Origin of the sequence: Blautia sp. MSK.20.85 (assembly GCF_013317245.1) — a bacterium.
Taxonomy (GTDB): Bacteria; Bacillota; Clostridia; order Lachnospirales; family Lachnospiraceae; genus Blautia_A.
On sequence record NZ_JAAIUN010000024.1, the window covers coordinates 1 to 18,722 of the forward strand.

Below are 18,722 nucleotides of genomic sequence, written 5' to 3' on the forward strand. Positions count from 1 at the left end.
GGACAGGTGGCTCTCGCCACACCGGACTGGCGGCTCTGCCGCACCGTAATATTCAAAAATGGTATAAACCTGAAACATCTTAATTCCAATAAGTTGCAAGAGCAAATTGCAGATCTTATTTCCAGAAAAGAATCTCTAAATACTCAATACGTTTCTTTTAAGCAAGAAATAAAAGAGTTGGAATTGATACATCAAAACCTGTCCAAATATCTCAAACAGGATGCTCCTGAAATACAAAGATCTTCTCATAACCAACTCCCTTCTTTGTAAAACCATAATAATAGGCAGCGATTTCACTCGCTGCCTAAATTCCCATTAAACCGATATCCTACACCTCGTACTGTTTGTATATATAATGGTTGTCCAGGATCATCTTCTATTTTTTCTCTGATATTGCAGATATGTCGCATAACCACATTATAATCACCGGAATAAGGTTCATTCCATACCAGATCATAAACCATTTCTTTTCCAAATATTCTACCTGGACTTTTCGCTAAAAAAAGTAAAATATCATATTCATATTTTGAAAGATGAACATCACTATCATTCTTTTTAACAATTCGTTCCTGTAGATATATTTTTAATTCTCCAAACCTTATAATTTCCGGTATGAATTGGTTTTTATGTTCCCAGCTAGTCAATATGTTTTCACTTATGCTTCCATTAGCATCTGTGATTCTCTCAATAATTTCTATCTTTTTCACCTTTATTGCCTCTACATTATTAATTTTATATTCTATATATCATCTGCCATTTGACTTTTTTCTTCTACAAGTAATATAATATATTTATTACATATGTAGGATTTAGCAGGAGGATTTTATTATGTCACTACCCCAGATTTCAGAAGCCGAATTTGAAGTTATGAAAATTGTATGGAAATATGCTCCCATCAATACAAATGAAATTACAGAAAAACTTACTCTAACTACCAGCTGGAGTCCAAAAACAATTCAAACTCTTATCAAGAGACTTGTTTCCAAAAAAGCTCTTTCCTGCGAAAAACAAAGCCGGGTATTTGTCTATACTCCATTAGTCCAAGAAGATGAATATATACGCCAGGAAAGCAATTCTTTTTTAAAGCGATATTATAATGGAAATCTTTCTTCTATGCTGGCTTCTTACCTTGAAGACGATAAGCTCTCTTCAACAGAAATTGATAACTTACGCCATTTATTATCAAAACATCAGAAATAGGAGGTTTTGAATGAGCAACTGGATCATCCACTTTTTAATCAGTAATATCTTCATATGTATTTTTACACTTGTAATAATCGGAACAAAAAAACTTCTGAAAAAATATTTATCTGCGACTACACAGTACCATCTCTGTTTTCTTTTATTTTTATTACTTGCCGTGCCATTTTTTCCTGTACAGATTCATGGCTCACAACTTTTTTCATGGTTACATTTTTTTCAAACTGACTCAGGACTTAACTCTGGTACCGACACGCTATCCGAACTTACCAGTAATACACAAAATATTTTGTTAAACCAGGTGAATGATTTTTCAGTTTCCATCAGTAGTCAATTTTCTGGAGGCTTGAATACCATACTCTTTCTAATATGGATAACGGGTGTTATGATTATGTCAGTCCTCACCCTTCATTCATTAAACTATGTACGTTCCATAAAAAGATCTGCTCTCCCGCTTCAAAATCAGCAGGTAAAAACTATTTATTACAATTGTTTAAAGGAACTTAAAATCTCTCACCCAGTATCAGTCTACAGTACTGCATTTTTAAAATCACCAGTTTTAATCGGAATAATACATCCCAGAATTTACATTCCCATCCATTTAATTTCCGAACTGAATCCTGATGATATGCGTTTTATGCTGCTACACGAATTACAGCATTACCGTCACAAAGATACATTTATTGGCTTCCTCATGGTCATAAGTAATATACTCTACTGGTTTAACCCTTTTGTTTGGTACACTTTAAAAGAAATTCTCTGTGACCGTGAAATAGCCTGTGATTCTGCTGTATTGCAGATGATTTCTGCTGATGAATACCAAGCTTATGGAACTACACTGATTAATTTTGCAGAAAAAATATCCTCTTTTTCCTCTCCACTGGCAGTTGGAATGTCCGGAAATTTCAGGCAGATGAAACGACGTATTCTCAACATCGCCGTTTTTAGGAAAGAAACTCTTTATCAAAAAATGAGAGCATTGATAATTTATCTGGTCATTAGTGCTGTTTTTATTGGATGTACACCCATTTTATCCATTGATGCCTCTACTCAAAGCGTATATCATTTTAGTGATACAGACAAAAATATCTCCCTGTTAGATATATCCGAAACATTTGGAACATATGATGGATCATTTGTTTTGTATGACAATAATTTGGATTCCTGGAAAATATACGATCTTGAAGAAGCCACCAAACGTATTCCGCCAGAGTCTACCTACAAAATATACGATGCATTATTAGGGTTGGAATCCGGAATCATCACACCAGAACACTCTTCCATGACATGGAATGGTGATGCCTTTCCTTTTCCATCCTGGGAAGCTGATCAGGATTTAAACTCTGCTATGCAAAATTCCGTTAACTGGTATTTCCAGGCAATTGATTCGCAGCTCGGAATTAACAGAGTCCAGGAATTTTTGAATAAAATAGAATATGGAAACCAAACAACCAGTTCAAATCTGGATTTATACTGGTCCGATTTTTCATTAAAAATCTCGCCTTTAGAGCAAGTAACATTATTAAAAAAATTTAACACAAATGAATTCCATCTAAATTTCCAAAATGTATTTTCTGTTAAAAATGCTATAAAAATTGCCAGTACACCTAATGGTAATTTCTACGGAAAAACTGGAACCGGTCGTGTCAACGGACAGGATATCAACGGCTGGTTTATCGGATATGTAGAAACTTCCGATAACAGCTATTATTTTGCAACCAATATCCAAAGTGATTCTAATGCAACTGGCAAAAAAGCATTTGAAATCACTTCTGATATCTTAAAAAAATTACATATATGGAATTAACAAATATGAAAGGGCTGATAGTTGTTATCAGTTCTTTCTTTTTATTCTATATTGATATTTGGGAACTTCTTTCGTACCATTATTCAGAATTTTATTCCCCATATATTTAAAACTCTTATCATCGTTGAACTTAACAGTCAGCTCACTTGTAATAACGGCATCATTACATATAAATGTATCACATACAGCATCAACAACCAACACACTGTTTCCCTCTCCGCTATCTCTTATTTCAACGACCTCCGGTAAAGATGTTCCAAAATGAGTAGGGCTATAATTTAAACAGCCTAATCGTTCCCAGTCATAAGTTTGATGTTCCGAATCAAATACTGCCCATTTTTTAATTTGATCTGCTGTTATCGGCAAAAACTCCATTATCAGATTTTCAAACTCTTCTGCCGGAATTCCACTTGAGTTACCTGAAAACTCATATCTCTCCCCGTATTTCATTCGATATAAATATTCATATAAACCATTATAATCTAACCCTTCCATATCAGATCTATCCCAATCAGAACATAAAAGATTATTCCCCTGATATCCAAGCAAATACACACACCTCTTTGAAACTTCCCTGCATTCATCACTTAAAGGTTTAATTCTTATCATAGAACTGCCATCAACCGCTTCTGATACTTCCGGATACTTTGGAACGCATAGCGTATAACCAAACCAGCCTTTTTCTGTATATTTCCATTCTTCTATCCTTGTATACGAAACATATACAATAGATGGATTGTCGTTCATACCCCAAACAGCTTTCACAGCCAGCAAATACATATCTGTCCCATCATAATTGAATTTGAGTCTTTCTATCCCACCATCCCTGTTAATCCTATATAAGACGATATCTCCTGTCAGATCCTGTTCTGCCCTGAAAAGAAATTCTTCCATTTTAGAATAATTAGCCATATTTGAATACGGTGCTGATGTAATAACGGGGACATTTTTTTCCTTTAATACTTCCTGCATTTCTTCCATTACTGTCTCAGAAACTACTATATTCGATGAAGTCCCTTTATCCGCCTTTTGATAAATGACTTTCATCTGATTCATAACATTCTTACAATCTTCAATAGCTTCTTCTTTCACGACTTCATCTACTGGCAAATCATATCCTCTTTCTTGTACAGCATAATTCGCAGTTTCCTGTGAAATATATTCTAAATCAGCCCCTTTACATTTTGTATTTCCTATGAAAAAGCATCCCGAAATAAATAAAACGCTCATCATCTTTTTCAGTTTTCTTTTTGTAATCATATCAATTATCTCCATAACATTCCTCCCACTTTTCGTCTGATAATCTTTCCGTATACCAGGTAACCTCTATTTCTGACCTTGATACATAATTGGATACATATTGAAATCTATCTTTATCTAACAGCCGAATGGTTACGCTATGACAAAACGCCTGATCTAATTCTTTTTGTGGCCATACCGCATTTACTTCCAGTGTTATTGTTCCATCTTGATTTTCTATGTAGGAAACAACTTCCGGATATGGAATATATGGTGTGGGAGCAAAATCATATACGATTCCTCTGGTTCGATACCGATATGTCTGTATTTCTGTGTGAAATACCGTTCCTGTCTGCAGTATCTCTGCGCTTATATTAAAATATTTTTGAAATATCGTTTCAAATGATTCTTTTGGGATTTCATAAGTCTTTCCTTCCTTAAATTCATCAGTTTTTTCTTCCATTGAAAGTAAACGATCAAAAACATCATAAAAATTTATTCCATCATAATTTTTTTCACTCCAATTAGAAGTAAACAATTTATTAAGTGTATATCCAAAAGGAAGTATATATTTTCGATTCAACTCCCGACATTTTTTATTTAACGGTGCTACCCGAAAGTCCCGATATCCAGACGGTCCATCATATCCTGCCGGATGATATTCTTCTATAAAGAAATGCCCGTTTTCTGTATATTTCCATGAATTAGCTCTAAACTCATGATAATATGTTTCCTGCCAAGTGTCCTCTTTCCATTTAAAAGAGCTTACTTCAACGTCTATTTTCCCCTGTTTGGTTTTCAGATCATACCGGATAAAATAATCCCCTGCTATAACTTGAAATATAGTAGTTTTTCCATTCTTCTCTTTTTCTGCTTTTTTCAAAAAATCATCTACTTTAATACTTTGAACCATATCCAGCTGATTGTAGGAATCAATTACTGCATATCCATATTTTCCAAAATAATCCATACTTTTTTGTATTGTACTCAGCTCATATAGTGCATTTTCTTTCACAGCATTCTCATATATGTTCCGATAGCCTTCTGCTAGCATTTCACACTCTCTGTAAATTTTTTCTTTCGTATCTTCAATTGTCTTTTTCTGCTCTTTCTTTATGCCACATCCACTACAGACAGCAAGAAAAATAACTCCCACAAATATTTTCCAAATTTTTTTCATATCATTTTCCTCTTACATTTGTAATATTTAAAGGTAAAAATTATTCATTACCAAGATATTCATCCAGTATCGCCTTATCCTTTTCCACCACATAACCGCTTCCTCCAATATCTTTCACATTCTCTACCATACTGATGAGCAAAATAGGATTCTTTGTATCTCTATCTGTAGTAAAAACTGTAAACCAGCCAATTTCTGTTCCAGATGTATCTTCTTTTGTAGCTTTCAGTTCCGCTGTTCCGGTTTTTCCTGCTAATCTAATGTCTTCCCGGCATGCTCCATAACCAGTTCCTTCCGGGTTATTCACTACACCCTCTAACCCCTCCATAACCTCCGAAACAATTTGTGGTGAAAAAGCATCTTTTATCCAGATTTCACTGGAAGTGCTTCCACCATCCGCGTGAAGATATGGCTTTATCATATTTCCATCATTTAGAAAAGCCGTATAAATGCTTGCAAGATGCAAAGGATTTACCAGAATCTGTCCCTGTCCATACCCACTGTCAGCAAGCTGGATTTCTGTTTCTATCTTGTCCATATTAGAATATTGGGACTCTGACATTTTAATATCAAATGGAAGTTCCTGATTAAATCCTATTTGATTTAGAGACTGCATCAGTTGATCCGCACCAATTTTTAATGCTGCTTTTGCAAAATAAATATTATCTGAATAAATAAGCGCATTTTTCAAGATCACAGGTTCATAATCATGAAGTGTAGTCACTGTATAATCTCCCCACGAGGAATCTTTCTGCCACGCCAGACCCTCATTTCCAAAATCGTCATTTGCAGTAAATGCCCCCACTTTTAATCCAATTGCAGCAATTACAGGTTTAAAAGTTGAGCCAGGACACCATGTCTGGCGAAAGCGGTTGTATAAAGGCCTGTCTTCATTTTCATTTAATGCACTCCACTGGCTGTTGTCCATTCCACGTACAAAATCATTATTATCATAAGATGGCGTACTTACCAACGCCAATACTTCCCCTGTATAAGGATTCAAAGCTACAGAACATCCTCTGTCTTCTTTAAATTGTTCATAAAGAGTACTTTGAAGATCACCATCAATCGTAATATGGATATCTTCTCCATCTTTTCTAGGCTCATATGCAATAACACTTTTTTTATTTCCATTTGCATCTACAATACAGATTTCACACCCATCTGTTCCTTTTAGTTCTTTTTCATAAAGCGTTTCCAGTCCAGTCTTTCCAATCACACTGTTTGTACGATACCCTTCCCCTTTATGTTCCTGCAAATCTTCGGCTGTAACCGCCTGTACATACCCTACCAGATGAGAGGCAGCTTCTTTTAGATAATAAGTTCGTACTTTTACATCAGATAACATAATACCTGGAATCTTCAATAATGTGTCCTGCTTTTCTTTTTCTTCCAGAACAGTTTTATCCGGATTCACTGTCAAAAGATCGACCTCTTTTATTTTAGGAATTGTTGCTACTGGTACAAAAGAATCTGCTTTTACCCAACCGGCTTTTAACTTATCCTCAATTTCGTCTGCTCCAATTCCAAGATACTCTGCCAGTTTTTTTATTGTATCTTCTCTGTTCTCCATCCTGCCCGGAACAATTCCTACCGAAGATGCAGTTCCCTCTCCAGCCAACTGACGACCATTTCTGTCTAAAATATCTCCTCTCTTTGCCTCTTCTGACGTTACCTGAACTTTATCCGTTGCAGATAACTCTGGAAAAATCAACTGATCCTGCCAGATTAAATGATATCCTGTCCAATCATGTGAAAATACCGCATCGTTGGTAAATTCTACATTTCCTGCAGCAGTCTGCATATTTGTTGTATAGGAAACTGCCGCATTTCCGTTTTCTTGTCTTTTTACTGTAATATCGGTTATGGACAGATCAGACATCTCAATGCCTTCATATATTTTAGAATTTCGTTCTATAAATTCTTCCTTACTGTTCATGCTGCTTTTTTTCTGATCCAGCATGGCATACATTTGCTCATATTCCCCTTTTTCAATATATTTCATATATTCCATTAGTCTTTTTTCAGGAACATTACAATTCATTATTGTTACAATACCGATTCCACCACCAATCAATATACCGCTAAATAAAACTATTTTTGTAATAATCTTCGTGTGTTTTTTTCTTTTCTTTTTTCTCATATAGTTTTATTTCTCCTTTTTTCATATTTTCTTAAATATTACACTTGTAATATTTAAACGTCAAGCTTTTTCTTAGGTTTATATATGTAGACAAGAGAAAAGATTTGCATAAAAAAGAAAGGGCATCTCAAAGCCTTCTTTGATAAAGAACTTTACGACACTCTGAGGTAATGGTTTCTCCGGATGTTTCCCAAACGCTATAATCACTCTCCAGAAGAACCAAAAACGATTTTTAATTTTCTCTCAGAAAAAAAAGAACTACTCTAAATCTGCTGATCTTTGAAATAACCCTGCTCGTTTCTTATAATCACAAACATATTCAGACAACACATTCTTTGCTGGCAGATTATTATAGCAGAAAACGCAACAAATCCCTTTATTAACTTTTGTTCCATATATTTCCTGTACCAATCCTATTGTTTCATCATCTGAACAAAAGCTCTTCGGAATCTCCCTACAATCCCTGATAATAACGCAAATCTGTTTACTATGTCCTCTCTGTCAGTATACAAGCCAGCTAATCTCTTTATTATAGTATCTAAATACTTCTTCCCAATTCCACTACTCAAAATTTCTTCAGTCACTGTTTCTGCAGATGTGTTTTTATATCAGCCAGAGTTTCCCTGGCTGAATTCTTCCAATATATACCTGTTAACACTTCTCAAAGTTCCCGACATTGGGGTCAGACCCTATTAAACATACTGGACAAAAACGATATTGGCTCCGGCCCAAGCGGTTCGGACTCCATCCGACAGCGAAAGGTGCAGAAGCGATGGGGCAAGAGCCACCAGCGGTAGGATGCTCACAATGAGCGCAGCGATACTAACTGATTGAAATTTTTTCTTTTCCATAGTTTTACCTCATTTCTTTTTTCCCAAATTGGGTGACAGCCAACGCGAAAAACAGGCCAAACACTACAATCGCGCACGGCAGGAACGGAAACACCGAAAACGAAAAAGCGGCGTCGGAAGTTTCTGCTGTAAAGTCATGGAGAGAGCAGGAAACGAGATAACCGCTGTAACAGTACGGGTAGGCGATCCACAGCGGCGTATTCGCAACCAATACACCGGGAATCACAAGCAGCAGATTTAATCCCACAGAAAGAAGCGGTTTTTCAAACAGCACAGTGATGGCCCACATAGCCGCAATGCACGGCAGCATAGTCAGAAACAGCCCCAAGCACCATTTCAGAAGATATAGGATCGGCAGGGTTTCTGTTACTCCCATTGTCTGTGTCGCAATCAGCCCAGCGATTACAAATACGACAAGAAACACCACCATCTCCATAAACAGATAAAAGGTAAGCACACAGAATTTGGCAATGGATAATGCGCAGCGGCTGACCGGTAGCGCCAGCATTTTCAGAATCCCGTTATTTCCTGTTTCTCGTCCTGCGATCATCACGCAAACCACGATCATGCTGAATGGAAGCAGATAGTAGGCGTAAACAAGCGCACTTTGAATAAACATGGCAGGCCACGCATTGGTGTATTCCGGTGTAAAGTAGTTGCTCAAATTCGCAACCCCGGAAACCACCACCAATAAAGGTGCAATGAAAATCAGGGGTACGATTTTGGAGCGTTTTACTTTCATAAACTCGATTTTGAGTAAATCCAAAAAGCTCATTTCTTATTATCCCTCCTTACTCGTAGCGTCTGTACTTCGCCAGCCACAAGCCCACAGCAAGGAACAACAGTGTTTCCACCAAAGCGACAAGGGCAACCGTCGAATCAGGCTGGGCACTCATGGCTACTGCTGGTTTCAGAATAATCACAAAAGGATGCACCAGCAAAAGCATCAGCCCCGAATTTGCAAGGGCCATACCACTCAGAAAACCGGCAACACCAATTCCAAGCGGCACCCACATATTTTCAAAGCGCGAGAAAATCAACAGCATAAACGACAGTACCGGCATGGATGTGAGAAAAGAGTATCCGGCAAAGCGTACCAGCGTACCCATCTCAAATGCTCCGTCCGGCAAGTCCGTCATTCCAATCTGTGCAAGTGCCAGGTTTTGCAGCACGATTGCAACCAAAAACATGACCGTCAGAATCAGAAATTTGCACAGATACATGACTGGGACGCTGACGGGAAGCATATACATCTTCTTTACGGCACTTCCCTTAAATTCCATGTTGTAGATCATGCAGGTAGCAACCACGATACCGAACAGATTCAGCACCATAATCATGCCGTAGAGCTGGGTCAACAAGACATCCATCGGGGCCAGCGGCAGATTCAGAAGTGTGTCTTTCCGCACAATGAAATTGACAAATGCGTAGGCGGCTCCCAAGACACCAACGGCCAGCAGCACAGGAATCACGCCGGTTCGCTTTTCTTTCCGAAGTTCGATTGCCAGCGTTTTCATAATTTTGCCCTCTGCTTTCTGTCCATGTTATCTTTCTCAACCATAGAAAGGAACACATCTTCCAGATTGTCCGCAGCGAAGCCGGATTGCAGGGCGTATTGACGCAGATCATTCATGCTTCCCTCAAACAGCAGCCGCCCGTGGTTGAGAATTCCAATGTCATCTGCAATCAATTCGATTTCAGACAGCATATGGGACGAGATCAGCACCGTGCAGTCGTAAAGGCTGGGCAAGGATTTTACCAGATTGCGGATTTCATGGATACCAGACGGGTCAAGACCGTTTGTGGGTTCGTCCAGAATCAGAATCGGCGGACGCCCCAAGAGCGCCCCGGCAAGGCCCAAGCGTTGCTTCATTCCCAGCGAATACTGTTTTGCCAGCCGGTCGCCAAACTCGGTCAGCCCTACCAGTTCCAGAGCATCTTCCACATCAGCTTTCGGCAGTCCCAAAATGCGGCGGATAATGTCAAGATTTTCCCGCCCGGTGAGATTCGCGTAGAAAGACGGCGCTTCGATGAAAGAGCCGATCTCTTTGAGAATGGCAATCCGATCCTGCGGAAACTGTTTCCCATCAATGGTAAAGCTGCCTTTTGTGGGAGTGGTCAACCCCAACAGCATTTTCATGGTAGTGGATTTGCCTGCCCCGTTCGGGCCAAGAAAACCATAAATGCTGCCCTTGCGAATATGAAGCGAAACATGATTGACCGAAGTGAAGTTCTTATATTTCTTGGTCAACTGTTCCGTTGTAATGATATAGTCCATAGAAACATCTCCTTTCGATGCTTCTATGGTACAACTTCAACCTGACATCTACATTCTCCCGTCCTTACTTTTACCTTACTTTTCAAGGAACAAGAACGCAGAATGGACAGCCCATGATATAATAGAAACAAACAAAATCAGATTGGAGAAACTGCTATGGATAATTCCTTTTTACATACTAAAAGGCTCCTGTTGGTAGATGATGAACAGGAACTATTGAAAATGGTTTCAGATATATTGAAAGATGCAGGATTTGAAACTGTCCTTACCGCAATGACAGTCAAAGAAGCTATTTTGACCGCAAAAGAGGAAACTCCCGATTTAATTGTTTTGGATGTCATGCTGCCGGATGGGGATGGCTTTTCTCTGATGCAACATTTCCGCACTTTTACCAATGTGCCGATCATTTTCTTAACAGCAAAGGACGAAGCAGCAGACAAATTATCGGGATTGGGGCTTGGTGCAGATGACTACATTTCTAAGCCCTTTATGCCGCAGGAACTGTTACTGCGTATCTATGCGGTACTGCGGCGGACCTACAAAGAGGATTCACCGCTGCTTGTTTTGGATGGATGTACGATTGATTTCAGCCGGGCCGAAGTCCATAAGGGCAGCGAAATTATCTCCCTGACAGCCAAAGAACATACTTTACTTGAAACGCTTGCCCGTAATGCTGGAAAGATTGTTACCGTAGATGCGCTTTGTGAAGCCCTCTGGGGGGATAATCCTTTTGGCTACGAAAACAGCCTCAATGCTCATGTCCGGCGCGTCCGGGAAAAAATTGAAACCGATCCATCAAAACCCGTGTCCCTAATAACCATTAAAGGATTAGGCTATAAGCTGATAGCAAGGAAGTGATGTCATGAAATCATTCGGAAGTTATATATCTAAATATCTTGTGTCGTTCGTTGCCTTTATTCTGATATTGCTTTTTCTTAATGCAGTAGTATTCGGTCTGACTTTTCAAAAGATTGTGACCGAGGATTATGGCGATTCATCCCCGCAAGCCATGTTGGAAATGACTGCTACCGCTGCTACACCGGAACAATTATCGGATGAGGCGGTGCAAATGCTCCGACAGAATCATATTTGGGCGATCTACTTGAACACAGATGGTCAATGTTATTGGTCGGTTGATTTGCCGGACAATGTGCCGAAAAATTACACAATTCAAGATGTCGCACTATTTTCAAAAGGGTATATTGAGGATTACCCGGTTTTTATTTGGAACACCGATGATGGGTTGTTGGTGCTGGGCTATCCCACAGACAGCTACACAAAACTCACCAGCAATTACTATTCCATTGCAGCACTTCAACGACTCCCCATCTTTGTGCTGGGGATGCTTGGCTTGGATTTGCTGTGCCTCTTTTCAGCCTATTACTTTTCCAAACGCAGAATCATTCACAATACCGAACCGATTGTGTCCGCTGTGAAAACTTTGGCAGACGGAAAGCCAGTTTCACTTCATATCAGCGGAGAACTATCGGAAATTGCAAGCAGTGTAAACAAAGCTTCTTCCATTTTGAATAGGCAAAATGAAGCGCGGGCGAACTGGATCAGCGGCGTTTCCCATGACATCCGCACACCTCTCTCCATGATTATGGGGTATGCGGACCGTATTGCAGAAAGTAAAGCTGCCAGCAAGAGCATCCGTGAACAGGCGGAAATAGTACGGAAGCAAAGTGTAAAAATCAAAGAGCTGGTGCAGGATTTGAATTTAGTATCGCAGTTGGAATATGAGATGCAGCCGCTTCATAAAGAGATGGTTCGCTTATCCAAACTACTGCGATCCTATGTAGCAGACCTGTTGAATACAGGAATTTCCGATAGCTACAACATCGGAATTAAGATCACTCCTGACGCCGAAAATGCTGTGTTGGAATGTGATGCCAGATTGATTTCGCGAGCTGTAAACAACCTTGTCCAGAACAGCATGAAACACAACCCACAGGGCTGTGAAGTCTGCCTTTCGCTTACAGCATCGCAAAACCATCTTATCTTGGCGGTTACGGATAACGGAACGGGTCTGTCTGCTGAAAAGCTGCAAGAGCTGGAAGAAAAACCGCATTATATGGAAAGCACAGATGAACGGCTTGATTTAAGACATGGGCTTGGATTGCTGATTGTCCAACAAGTCGCCATAGCTCATAACGGCACTTTCAAACTTACTAATGTTTTCCCGAAAGGGTGTGAAGCCACTTTAATATTCCCGTATATCGGATAAACAGGCAAGTACAAATCTATAAGACAACGCCAGATGCAGAGGTGCTACGCCCCTGGATCTGGCGTTGTCTTAATAAGCGCACTTCAAATCGGTATAACCTTCTTATTAACACTGACAAAAAACAGGCTCATCAAATGAAATTTTATCAAAAATATTTTACAAGCTGCTTTAATCCACGGCGGATACTGTCTCGGACACGGCTTGGGTCTACACCTTCTACTTCGGCAATTTCGTTTACCGCCATTCCCAGATAGTATCGGGCATGCAGAACAGTTTTCTTATGGTATTGCAGACAAGACCAATCATATCCGCATCGCCTTTTAAAAAAGGAATGATATGGTCGATTGCCTCCATCGTGTCATTTCTGTTTCCTTTATCAAACATTGCGGTTACTAAACATTCATCCGCATCAAAATTCATCGCCAGATCCATCATAATTCCACCTCTCCTTTCTTATGTGTCTTGGATTTTTCTGTTGTCTTATTCTGCTCCTGTGCTTTTGCCTTTGCCTGAAAATCTTTTAAAGACTGCAGCACAGACTTCTTCACTTCACCTTTTGCTCTGCTTGCAGGTTCCGCCTTTTGTGTCTGGCTCTGACTTACAGATACCGGTTCCTGCTTTGCCCTTCTGTCTGCCGTAACCGCAGAAGGTTTCTGTCCACTTCCTATTACTGTTTCTGCCGTATGTTCCGTTTCCTTCACCCTTCCATGCTTTTCATCCAGATACTTTTCCATGTCTGCGATTGCTTTCTGCACCAGAGAGCTTTCTTTATAGTGAGGAATCATATCTATCAGATCACGCTGTATCCGGTCTGCACTCATCAACTCATATTCCCCGGAATAATCTTCATCACCATCTTGCAGATCAAATCCGATTCCTTTAATCCCATGCAGTCTCTCTGCTGGGATACTCTCATATATTTTAATGGCTTCTTCTAAAGTGAGGTTATTATGGTACTCTCCCATGACTGGAAACTCCATGCACTCTGCGACATAAAAACTGATCGTAGCTTCTGGCTGTTCCTGTTCTGGCTGTTTGTCAAAGATAGAAAGTCGCTCTGTATCTTCCAAACGGGAAAGTAAAGAACGGGCAGTTATCACATCGCTGTCTATATCGGATTCCTCGGATACCTCAAGCAGCCAGTCCTTGATAGCTTCTGTTTTCTTATTCAAAATATCCTCCGTGAGTTTTTCCACCTGTTCTTCTCTATTTTCAATCGTATCGTTATACTCATAGGTATCAACGTCATAACTAAAATTATCCAGATCCGCAGCGAGCTTTTTAATCTCCTGCTGGTCAAGATATTTTTCAGATTCTTTTATATACTCTGCCAGAGTGATTCGCTCCTCTGCTATCGGATTAATGTCCACCTGGATTCCTGCCATCGCTATACCAGATTCATTTAAGGCATTGAAAAAGCTATCTTCTCGAATATCACCTTTATAGGAAAGAGCTATATCAAGGTCAGAATCTTCCCGGTAAAGATCTTGTCTGCTTCTGGAACCATACACTCTTGCAGCAAGCAGCTCTACCTCCTGTTCCATTCCCATATCTTCTAATACTGCCTGTGCATGATACAGAACCCCTCTTTCTACTTCTGCCCTGCTCAGGCTATTTAATGCCAGTTCATTTCTTCCAATCTCAGAAGTCACACGAAGTTCCCCCTCCTGCAATAAATCTTTAGAGTGCTGGATCGTCATTTCCTCAAATTCTTTATAATCCACTTTGACACATTCCATGTCATCCATTCTCTCACTTTTAAGAATTTCATAAGCGGCTTCCTGGATAAATGCGTCGGGATTATCATAATCACCTCTCTGGATTTCATGCAGGTCAAAGTCATAAAAAATAAAAGAATATCCTTCTTCTGTTGCCTGTATGGTCAGATACCCTTTACTCCTGGTAAACTGCATTGCGATTCCCTCATAGGTTTGCAGTGCTTCTTCTCTGCGAAATCCTTCAAAAATACTTGCCGGGCAGTTCTTTTCTAATTGTATCCGCTGCATCTGTTCTTCCTGAACTTCTTCCACATCTGCCATCAGTTCTTCATAATCCACTACTTTTGCATCTTCCAGTGAGTACCCTTTATCTTCTAAAATATCACTGGCAGCTTCATCCACATAGATTGTCGGATTGTCATAGATTCCTCCATCATCCTCCTGATAATCTTCATTGTAAAATGTATAGTCATAGCCATCTTCTGCGGTCTGGATTGTAAAGTATTGTTTTCCAATCTGATATGCAATCTGTACCTCATTCCAGTCCAGCATGTTTTCCATTTTATTTACCGCTTCATATATTTCTGGATTCAGCCACCCTCCGATCTGTTCATACGCATGGGTCAGCCGATCTATCCCGTTTTCACATCGGATAAAATCCATGCTTTCCTGCATCGTTTCCGTATTCTGGATACCAAGCACTTTTTTCTGATGATTTGGCAGACGTAAATATTCCTGCATCGCTTCATCCAGTGATTCATACCGGTTTACTTTTACTACACCCTCTGCATTTACATCTTCCATCACATAAAAATTATCAATGTAATGAATCTCTGGCATTTTTAACTTTATGCCTTCCGGCAGCTGCACCTCACTGACTGCATGAAAATTAAACCGGACATCTGTTCCCGATTCATTTTTTCCTGCCATCGTTTCTTCCCATATGTCTTTCTGTACTGCCTGTATTTCTTCGATTGTAAGTGTCTGTCCACTCCGCAGGGTTACAACAGAATCTTTCGGGAATTCCGTCAAGTCATAAAGTGTTGTTCCATTTTCCTGCAGATATTCTGATACAGTTTCTAACGCTCCTTCATCAAATCCATTCCATAAGTCCTCCGCTACAAGCTGTCCATTTTCTGCTACGATAATGCCAGCCACATCGGAGCCAAATTCATCATGTTCCATTAAGAAAAACTTTTCCCCAGCATATTCCTTTTTATCAACCGTATGCCATGTCCCGTTATGTCCTTCTGCTTCATATCCTCTTGTCTCTGCTGTGATCGTCACTTCGTTTTCTCCTATCGCCTGTTCTATCCTCTGCATCCGGATCTCAGCTCTTGCCATGTCGATAAACCCATCTAAAACTGCCGGGTGGCTTTCAATCACATAATCCAGGTTCAGATTTCTGCCCCGGCTGATATTTTCCGGGATTTCGATATGCTCCGCCCAGTCTTTGTTCTGTCTGGAAAATCTTCCATCATGAGAAAGTTCACGGATGGTGTTTGCCATAACAAAATTCATACGTTCTTCCCCAAAGCGTTCCACGACTTCTTTTGCCGCACCCTGCTTTAAGTGCAGTCCGTCAAAATTCTCCCGGATGGCTTCTTCGATGGCTTTCTTACAGTCCAGGTTTAACTTTCTGGAATCCAGATAAGCATCCACATCCCGTTCTCCCATTGCCTGTTCCAATGTTCCTTTATAAACTGGCGGATATGCCCTGACGGAATTATGTTCCAGCATGTTCATTCTCTGCTGGACAAACTCCGGAAGTTCCTGAAATCCAAAAGAATCTACATAATAGGCTGTAATCTCTGCACCCCTGTTTATCACGATCACATCACTTACCGATAAGGAATGACCACGGAAATCTTCCGGTCGATCAATGTTAAATCGTTCAAATATATTGTCTAACGTGATCGTTGGCATCCATGGTGCTGCATAAACCATCCGGTAATCCTTTCCATCAATGGTATAGCCCAGACTCTTTGCGGATTCTATTCCCATAAACTGATAAGTATGCTCATCTCCACTATCCATCTGATAAATGGCAAACCTTCTGCTTTCTCCATGCAGAAGAAGTGTCTCATCAATCTTTTCCGCACTGTCCTGTTCCAGTTTTTCCTGTCTGGCGGCAGTTGCTTCTCTTTCTTTATGTACTTCCCATTCTGCTTCCGTGATACCAAAAATACCGTCATGTCCCAGGATTGCATTTTCTGTTTCTGCAAGAATCTGTCCTGCCTGCTCTGGATTGTCTGGATTTCCATGTAAGAGAAAAACTTCCGCACCCTCACGATACAATTCTACTGCCCTGTTTTTTTCAAGAGGATACATGTGTTCCAGTCGGATTCCTGCTTCGTGCATTTCTATAAAACCGATCATGCCATCTGGGAAATTGTCAATCTGTGCCTGTGTTTCATTCATAAGGTTTCTCGTATATTCACTTTCCGGTCTGCGGATTGCGGTCATCATACGGTTCACCAGTCCAAGCACTTCGTCTTTGTCATCCATCTTATATGCAAAATTCACAATAAGATTTCTCTGGGAATCTGTGAAATTTCCTGTATTTGCAGCTTCTGCCGTTTCAATCAGACGGTGGGCATACTGCATGGCTGTTTCTTCTGCAATCTCCGGTTCCTTCACTGGGAAGTTTGCCCTTGCTGCCTGGATCACTTCATACACCAGCTTTGAACCGGCTTCATCGTAAGATTCCCTCATATCCCATACCAGGTCATTCAGTCTTTCCACCTGTCCGGGGAAGGTTTCTGCATATTCATTTACAAATGCCTTTTCATTTTCCGAAAAAATATTTCTTGGAAACTCTGCTTTTTGCACCAACATCTCTGCCTGATCTTTCGGAGAAAGGTCAGAAAAAGAAGTAACGCCTGTGTCCGCATCATATTCCACATCATAAAAATCAATCGGATAGTTCTCTCCGTGCCCACTGCTGTCATAGAGTGGTGTGACGGCAGCACCTTTTTCTTCCAGAAAACTTTCCAGTGGTTTCTCATTTTCCTCTATCTCACCACTTTCCAGAAGGCGGACGTATTCACCCACATTCTGTTCTAACTGTTCCCTGCTCATATTTTCGATCAGATCATAAGTAAACTCGGAACCCATGCTGCCCGAAAGATGCAGAATCAAATCTTCCTTATGGAAGGTATCCCGGATTGGTCTTTCCATTTCCAACTCGTACATCTGTGCCTCGATATTCTCAATGATCTCTGCCGATGTTTTTCGGATGGTATCCATAGATGCTTTCAACGCCTTCATATCCCTGCTCTCGCACCAGCTGGCGATATAGGTAAACGAATATTCTGAAGTATCCAGACCAAAATGGTTGCAGACAATATAAGCAATACTTTCTGCTTCCACTTCCTTTGTTGTCTGGTCTTTTAAGACTCCTTCCGCATCCATTACTTCCCGGTCATGCAGCAATGCGTGGCTCACCTCATGGACTCCGGTTTTCATCGTCTGTACATTACTCATATCTTCCTTTATCGCAATATATTTTTCTGTCTGGTGATAATAGCCTTTTGCATCCCCTTCCACATTCATCATACGGATCGGCACAGGAGAAATATTCTGCAATGCCTGCATGAACGTATCATAAAACTGTACACTTCCGGTAAGCTCCGGCACCTCCAGTTCTGCGATCGGTTCCCCCTCTGTCTGGCTGACATCAAACACTGTCGTTACACGGAATCTCGGTATCACCATCTCCACGATCTCTGTTTCCGGCTGTCCATCATCCCCGATCACAGGCTCTTTTGTTACCGGGTCGATCTTTTCAATCTCCTGTTTCTCCCGTATCGGTGCTGGTGCGATGATCTGGATTCCTTTCTCTCCACGTTTTACATGACGGTTAAATTTCTTCTGCCATGCATGATACCCGGCCACCAGTGTTGCTTCCGGTTTCTGCATGGTGATCAGCAGCGTGTTATTAAAGCTGTAATTGTGGAACTTTGACATGGTATTCAGATATTCGGTATATCTCTCCGAAGTAAAGATTTCTTTTACTCCCTGCTCCAGCCGTTCCGATATTTCTTTTAACTGTTTTTCTATATTATTTGCCATAAACA

Annotated in this window: 14 protein-coding genes and 2 pseudogenes; 5 read left to right on the forward strand and 11 right to left on the reverse strand. The window is 40.3% G+C overall.

Annotated features, from left to right (window positions below):
- Nucleotides 1-270: pseudogene (locus G5B12_RS17300) on the forward strand (hypothetical protein); the annotation flags it as partial.
- Between the two features lie 23 nt (nucleotides 271-293).
- Here the strand turns inward: G5B12_RS17300 and G5B12_RS12350 are convergent.
- Complete coding sequence (locus tag G5B12_RS12350; protein ID WP_019162151.1) at nucleotides 294-707, reverse strand: winged helix-turn-helix domain-containing protein; 414 nt, start codon at nucleotides 705-707, stop codon at nucleotides 294-296.
- A 118-nt stretch (nucleotides 708-825) separates the two neighbouring features.
- On the opposite strand from G5B12_RS12350, the gene G5B12_RS12355 reads away from it, so the two are divergent.
- Both G5B12_RS12355 and G5B12_RS12360 read left to right on the forward strand, forming a co-directional pair.
- On the forward strand, nucleotides 826-1,200 hold the full coding sequence (locus G5B12_RS12355; RefSeq protein ID WP_026077000.1) for a BlaI/MecI/CopY family transcriptional regulator: 375 nt from the start codon (nucleotides 826-828) through the stop codon (nucleotides 1,198-1,200).
- A gap of 10 nt (nucleotides 1,201-1,210) precedes the next feature.
- Nucleotides 1,211-3,007, forward strand: a complete 1,797-nt coding sequence (locus G5B12_RS12360) for a BlaR1 family beta-lactam sensor/signal transducer (protein ID WP_117457978.1) — start codon at nucleotides 1,211-1,213, stop codon at nucleotides 3,005-3,007.
- A 27-nt stretch (nucleotides 3,008-3,034) separates the two neighbouring features.
- On the opposite strand, the gene G5B12_RS12365 is transcribed toward G5B12_RS12360, so the two are convergent.
- The 7 genes from G5B12_RS12365 to G5B12_RS12395 all read right to left on the reverse strand — a co-directional run bounded on the left by G5B12_RS12365 (nucleotide 3,035) and on the right by G5B12_RS12395 (nucleotide 10,698).
- A complete protein-coding gene (locus G5B12_RS12365) occupies nucleotides 3,035-4,282 on the reverse strand; it encodes a DUF6070 family protein (RefSeq protein WP_059085548.1) in 1,248 nt (415 codons plus the stop codon).
- A complete protein-coding gene (locus G5B12_RS12370; protein WP_015541269.1) occupies nucleotides 4,269-5,426 on the reverse strand; it encodes a DUF6070 family protein in 1,158 nt (385 codons plus the stop codon). The genes G5B12_RS12365 and G5B12_RS12370 overlap by 14 nt, the downstream gene beginning before the upstream one ends.
- Before the next feature lie 40 nt (nucleotides 5,427-5,466).
- On the reverse strand, nucleotides 5,467-7,569 hold the full coding sequence (locus G5B12_RS12375; protein ID WP_174088421.1) for a penicillin-binding transpeptidase domain-containing protein: 2,103 nt from the start codon (nucleotides 7,567-7,569) through the stop codon (nucleotides 5,467-5,469).
- 692 nt (nucleotides 7,570-8,261) lie between these two features.
- On the reverse strand, nucleotides 8,262-8,420 hold the full coding sequence (locus G5B12_RS12380; RefSeq protein WP_171030307.1) for a hypothetical protein: 159 nt from the start codon (nucleotides 8,418-8,420) through the stop codon (nucleotides 8,262-8,264).
- Nucleotides 8,421-8,424: 4 nt separating this feature from the next.
- Complete coding sequence (locus G5B12_RS12385) at nucleotides 8,425-9,195, reverse strand: ABC transporter permease (RefSeq protein WP_059085546.1); 771 nt, start codon at nucleotides 9,193-9,195, stop codon at nucleotides 8,425-8,427.
- A gap of 16 nt (nucleotides 9,196-9,211) precedes the next feature.
- Nucleotides 9,212-9,937: an ABC transporter permease gene (locus tag G5B12_RS12390; protein WP_059085545.1), complete on the reverse strand. Its 726-nt coding sequence runs from the start codon at nucleotides 9,935-9,937 to the stop codon at nucleotides 9,212-9,214.
- Nucleotides 9,934-10,698 (reverse strand): ABC transporter ATP-binding protein, encoded by a 765-nt coding sequence (locus G5B12_RS12395; RefSeq protein ID WP_118511435.1) that lies wholly within the window; start codon nucleotides 10,696-10,698, stop codon nucleotides 9,934-9,936. The genes G5B12_RS12390 and G5B12_RS12395 overlap by 4 nt, the downstream gene beginning before the upstream one ends.
- A gap of 156 nt (nucleotides 10,699-10,854) precedes the next feature.
- Here G5B12_RS12395 and G5B12_RS12400 point away from each other — a divergent pair, with 156 nt between their 5' ends.
- Together G5B12_RS12400 and G5B12_RS12405 are read left to right on the forward strand one after the other, a co-directional pair.
- Nucleotides 10,855-11,556, forward strand: coding sequence for a response regulator transcription factor (locus G5B12_RS12400; RefSeq protein WP_015515120.1), 702 nt, complete (start codon nucleotides 10,855-10,857; stop codon nucleotides 11,554-11,556).
- A 4-nt stretch (nucleotides 11,557-11,560) separates the two neighbouring features.
- Entirely contained in the window at nucleotides 11,561-12,925 is a 1,365-nt protein-coding gene (locus G5B12_RS12405) for a sensor histidine kinase (protein WP_059085543.1), read from the forward strand.
- A 145-nt stretch (nucleotides 12,926-13,070) separates the two neighbouring features.
- On the opposite strand, the pseudogene G5B12_RS12410 reads toward G5B12_RS12405, so the two are convergent.
- From G5B12_RS12410 to G5B12_RS12420, 3 genes and pseudogenes are all read right to left on the reverse strand, one after another.
- A pseudogene (locus tag G5B12_RS12410) lies at nucleotides 13,071-13,193 on the reverse strand (sigma-70 family RNA polymerase sigma factor); the annotation flags it as partial.
- A complete protein-coding gene (locus G5B12_RS12415) occupies nucleotides 13,160-13,360 on the reverse strand; it encodes a transposon-transfer assisting family protein (RefSeq protein ID WP_059085542.1) in 201 nt (66 codons plus the stop codon). The pseudogene G5B12_RS12410 and the gene G5B12_RS12415, both read right to left, overlap by 34 nt.
- Nucleotides 13,357-18,717 (reverse strand): DUF3849 domain-containing protein, encoded by a 5,361-nt coding sequence (locus G5B12_RS12420; RefSeq protein WP_059085541.1) that lies wholly within the window; start codon nucleotides 18,715-18,717, stop codon nucleotides 13,357-13,359. Before G5B12_RS12420 ends, G5B12_RS12415 begins: the two co-directional genes overlap by 4 nt.
- Nucleotides 18,718-18,722: the final 5 nt, after the last annotated feature.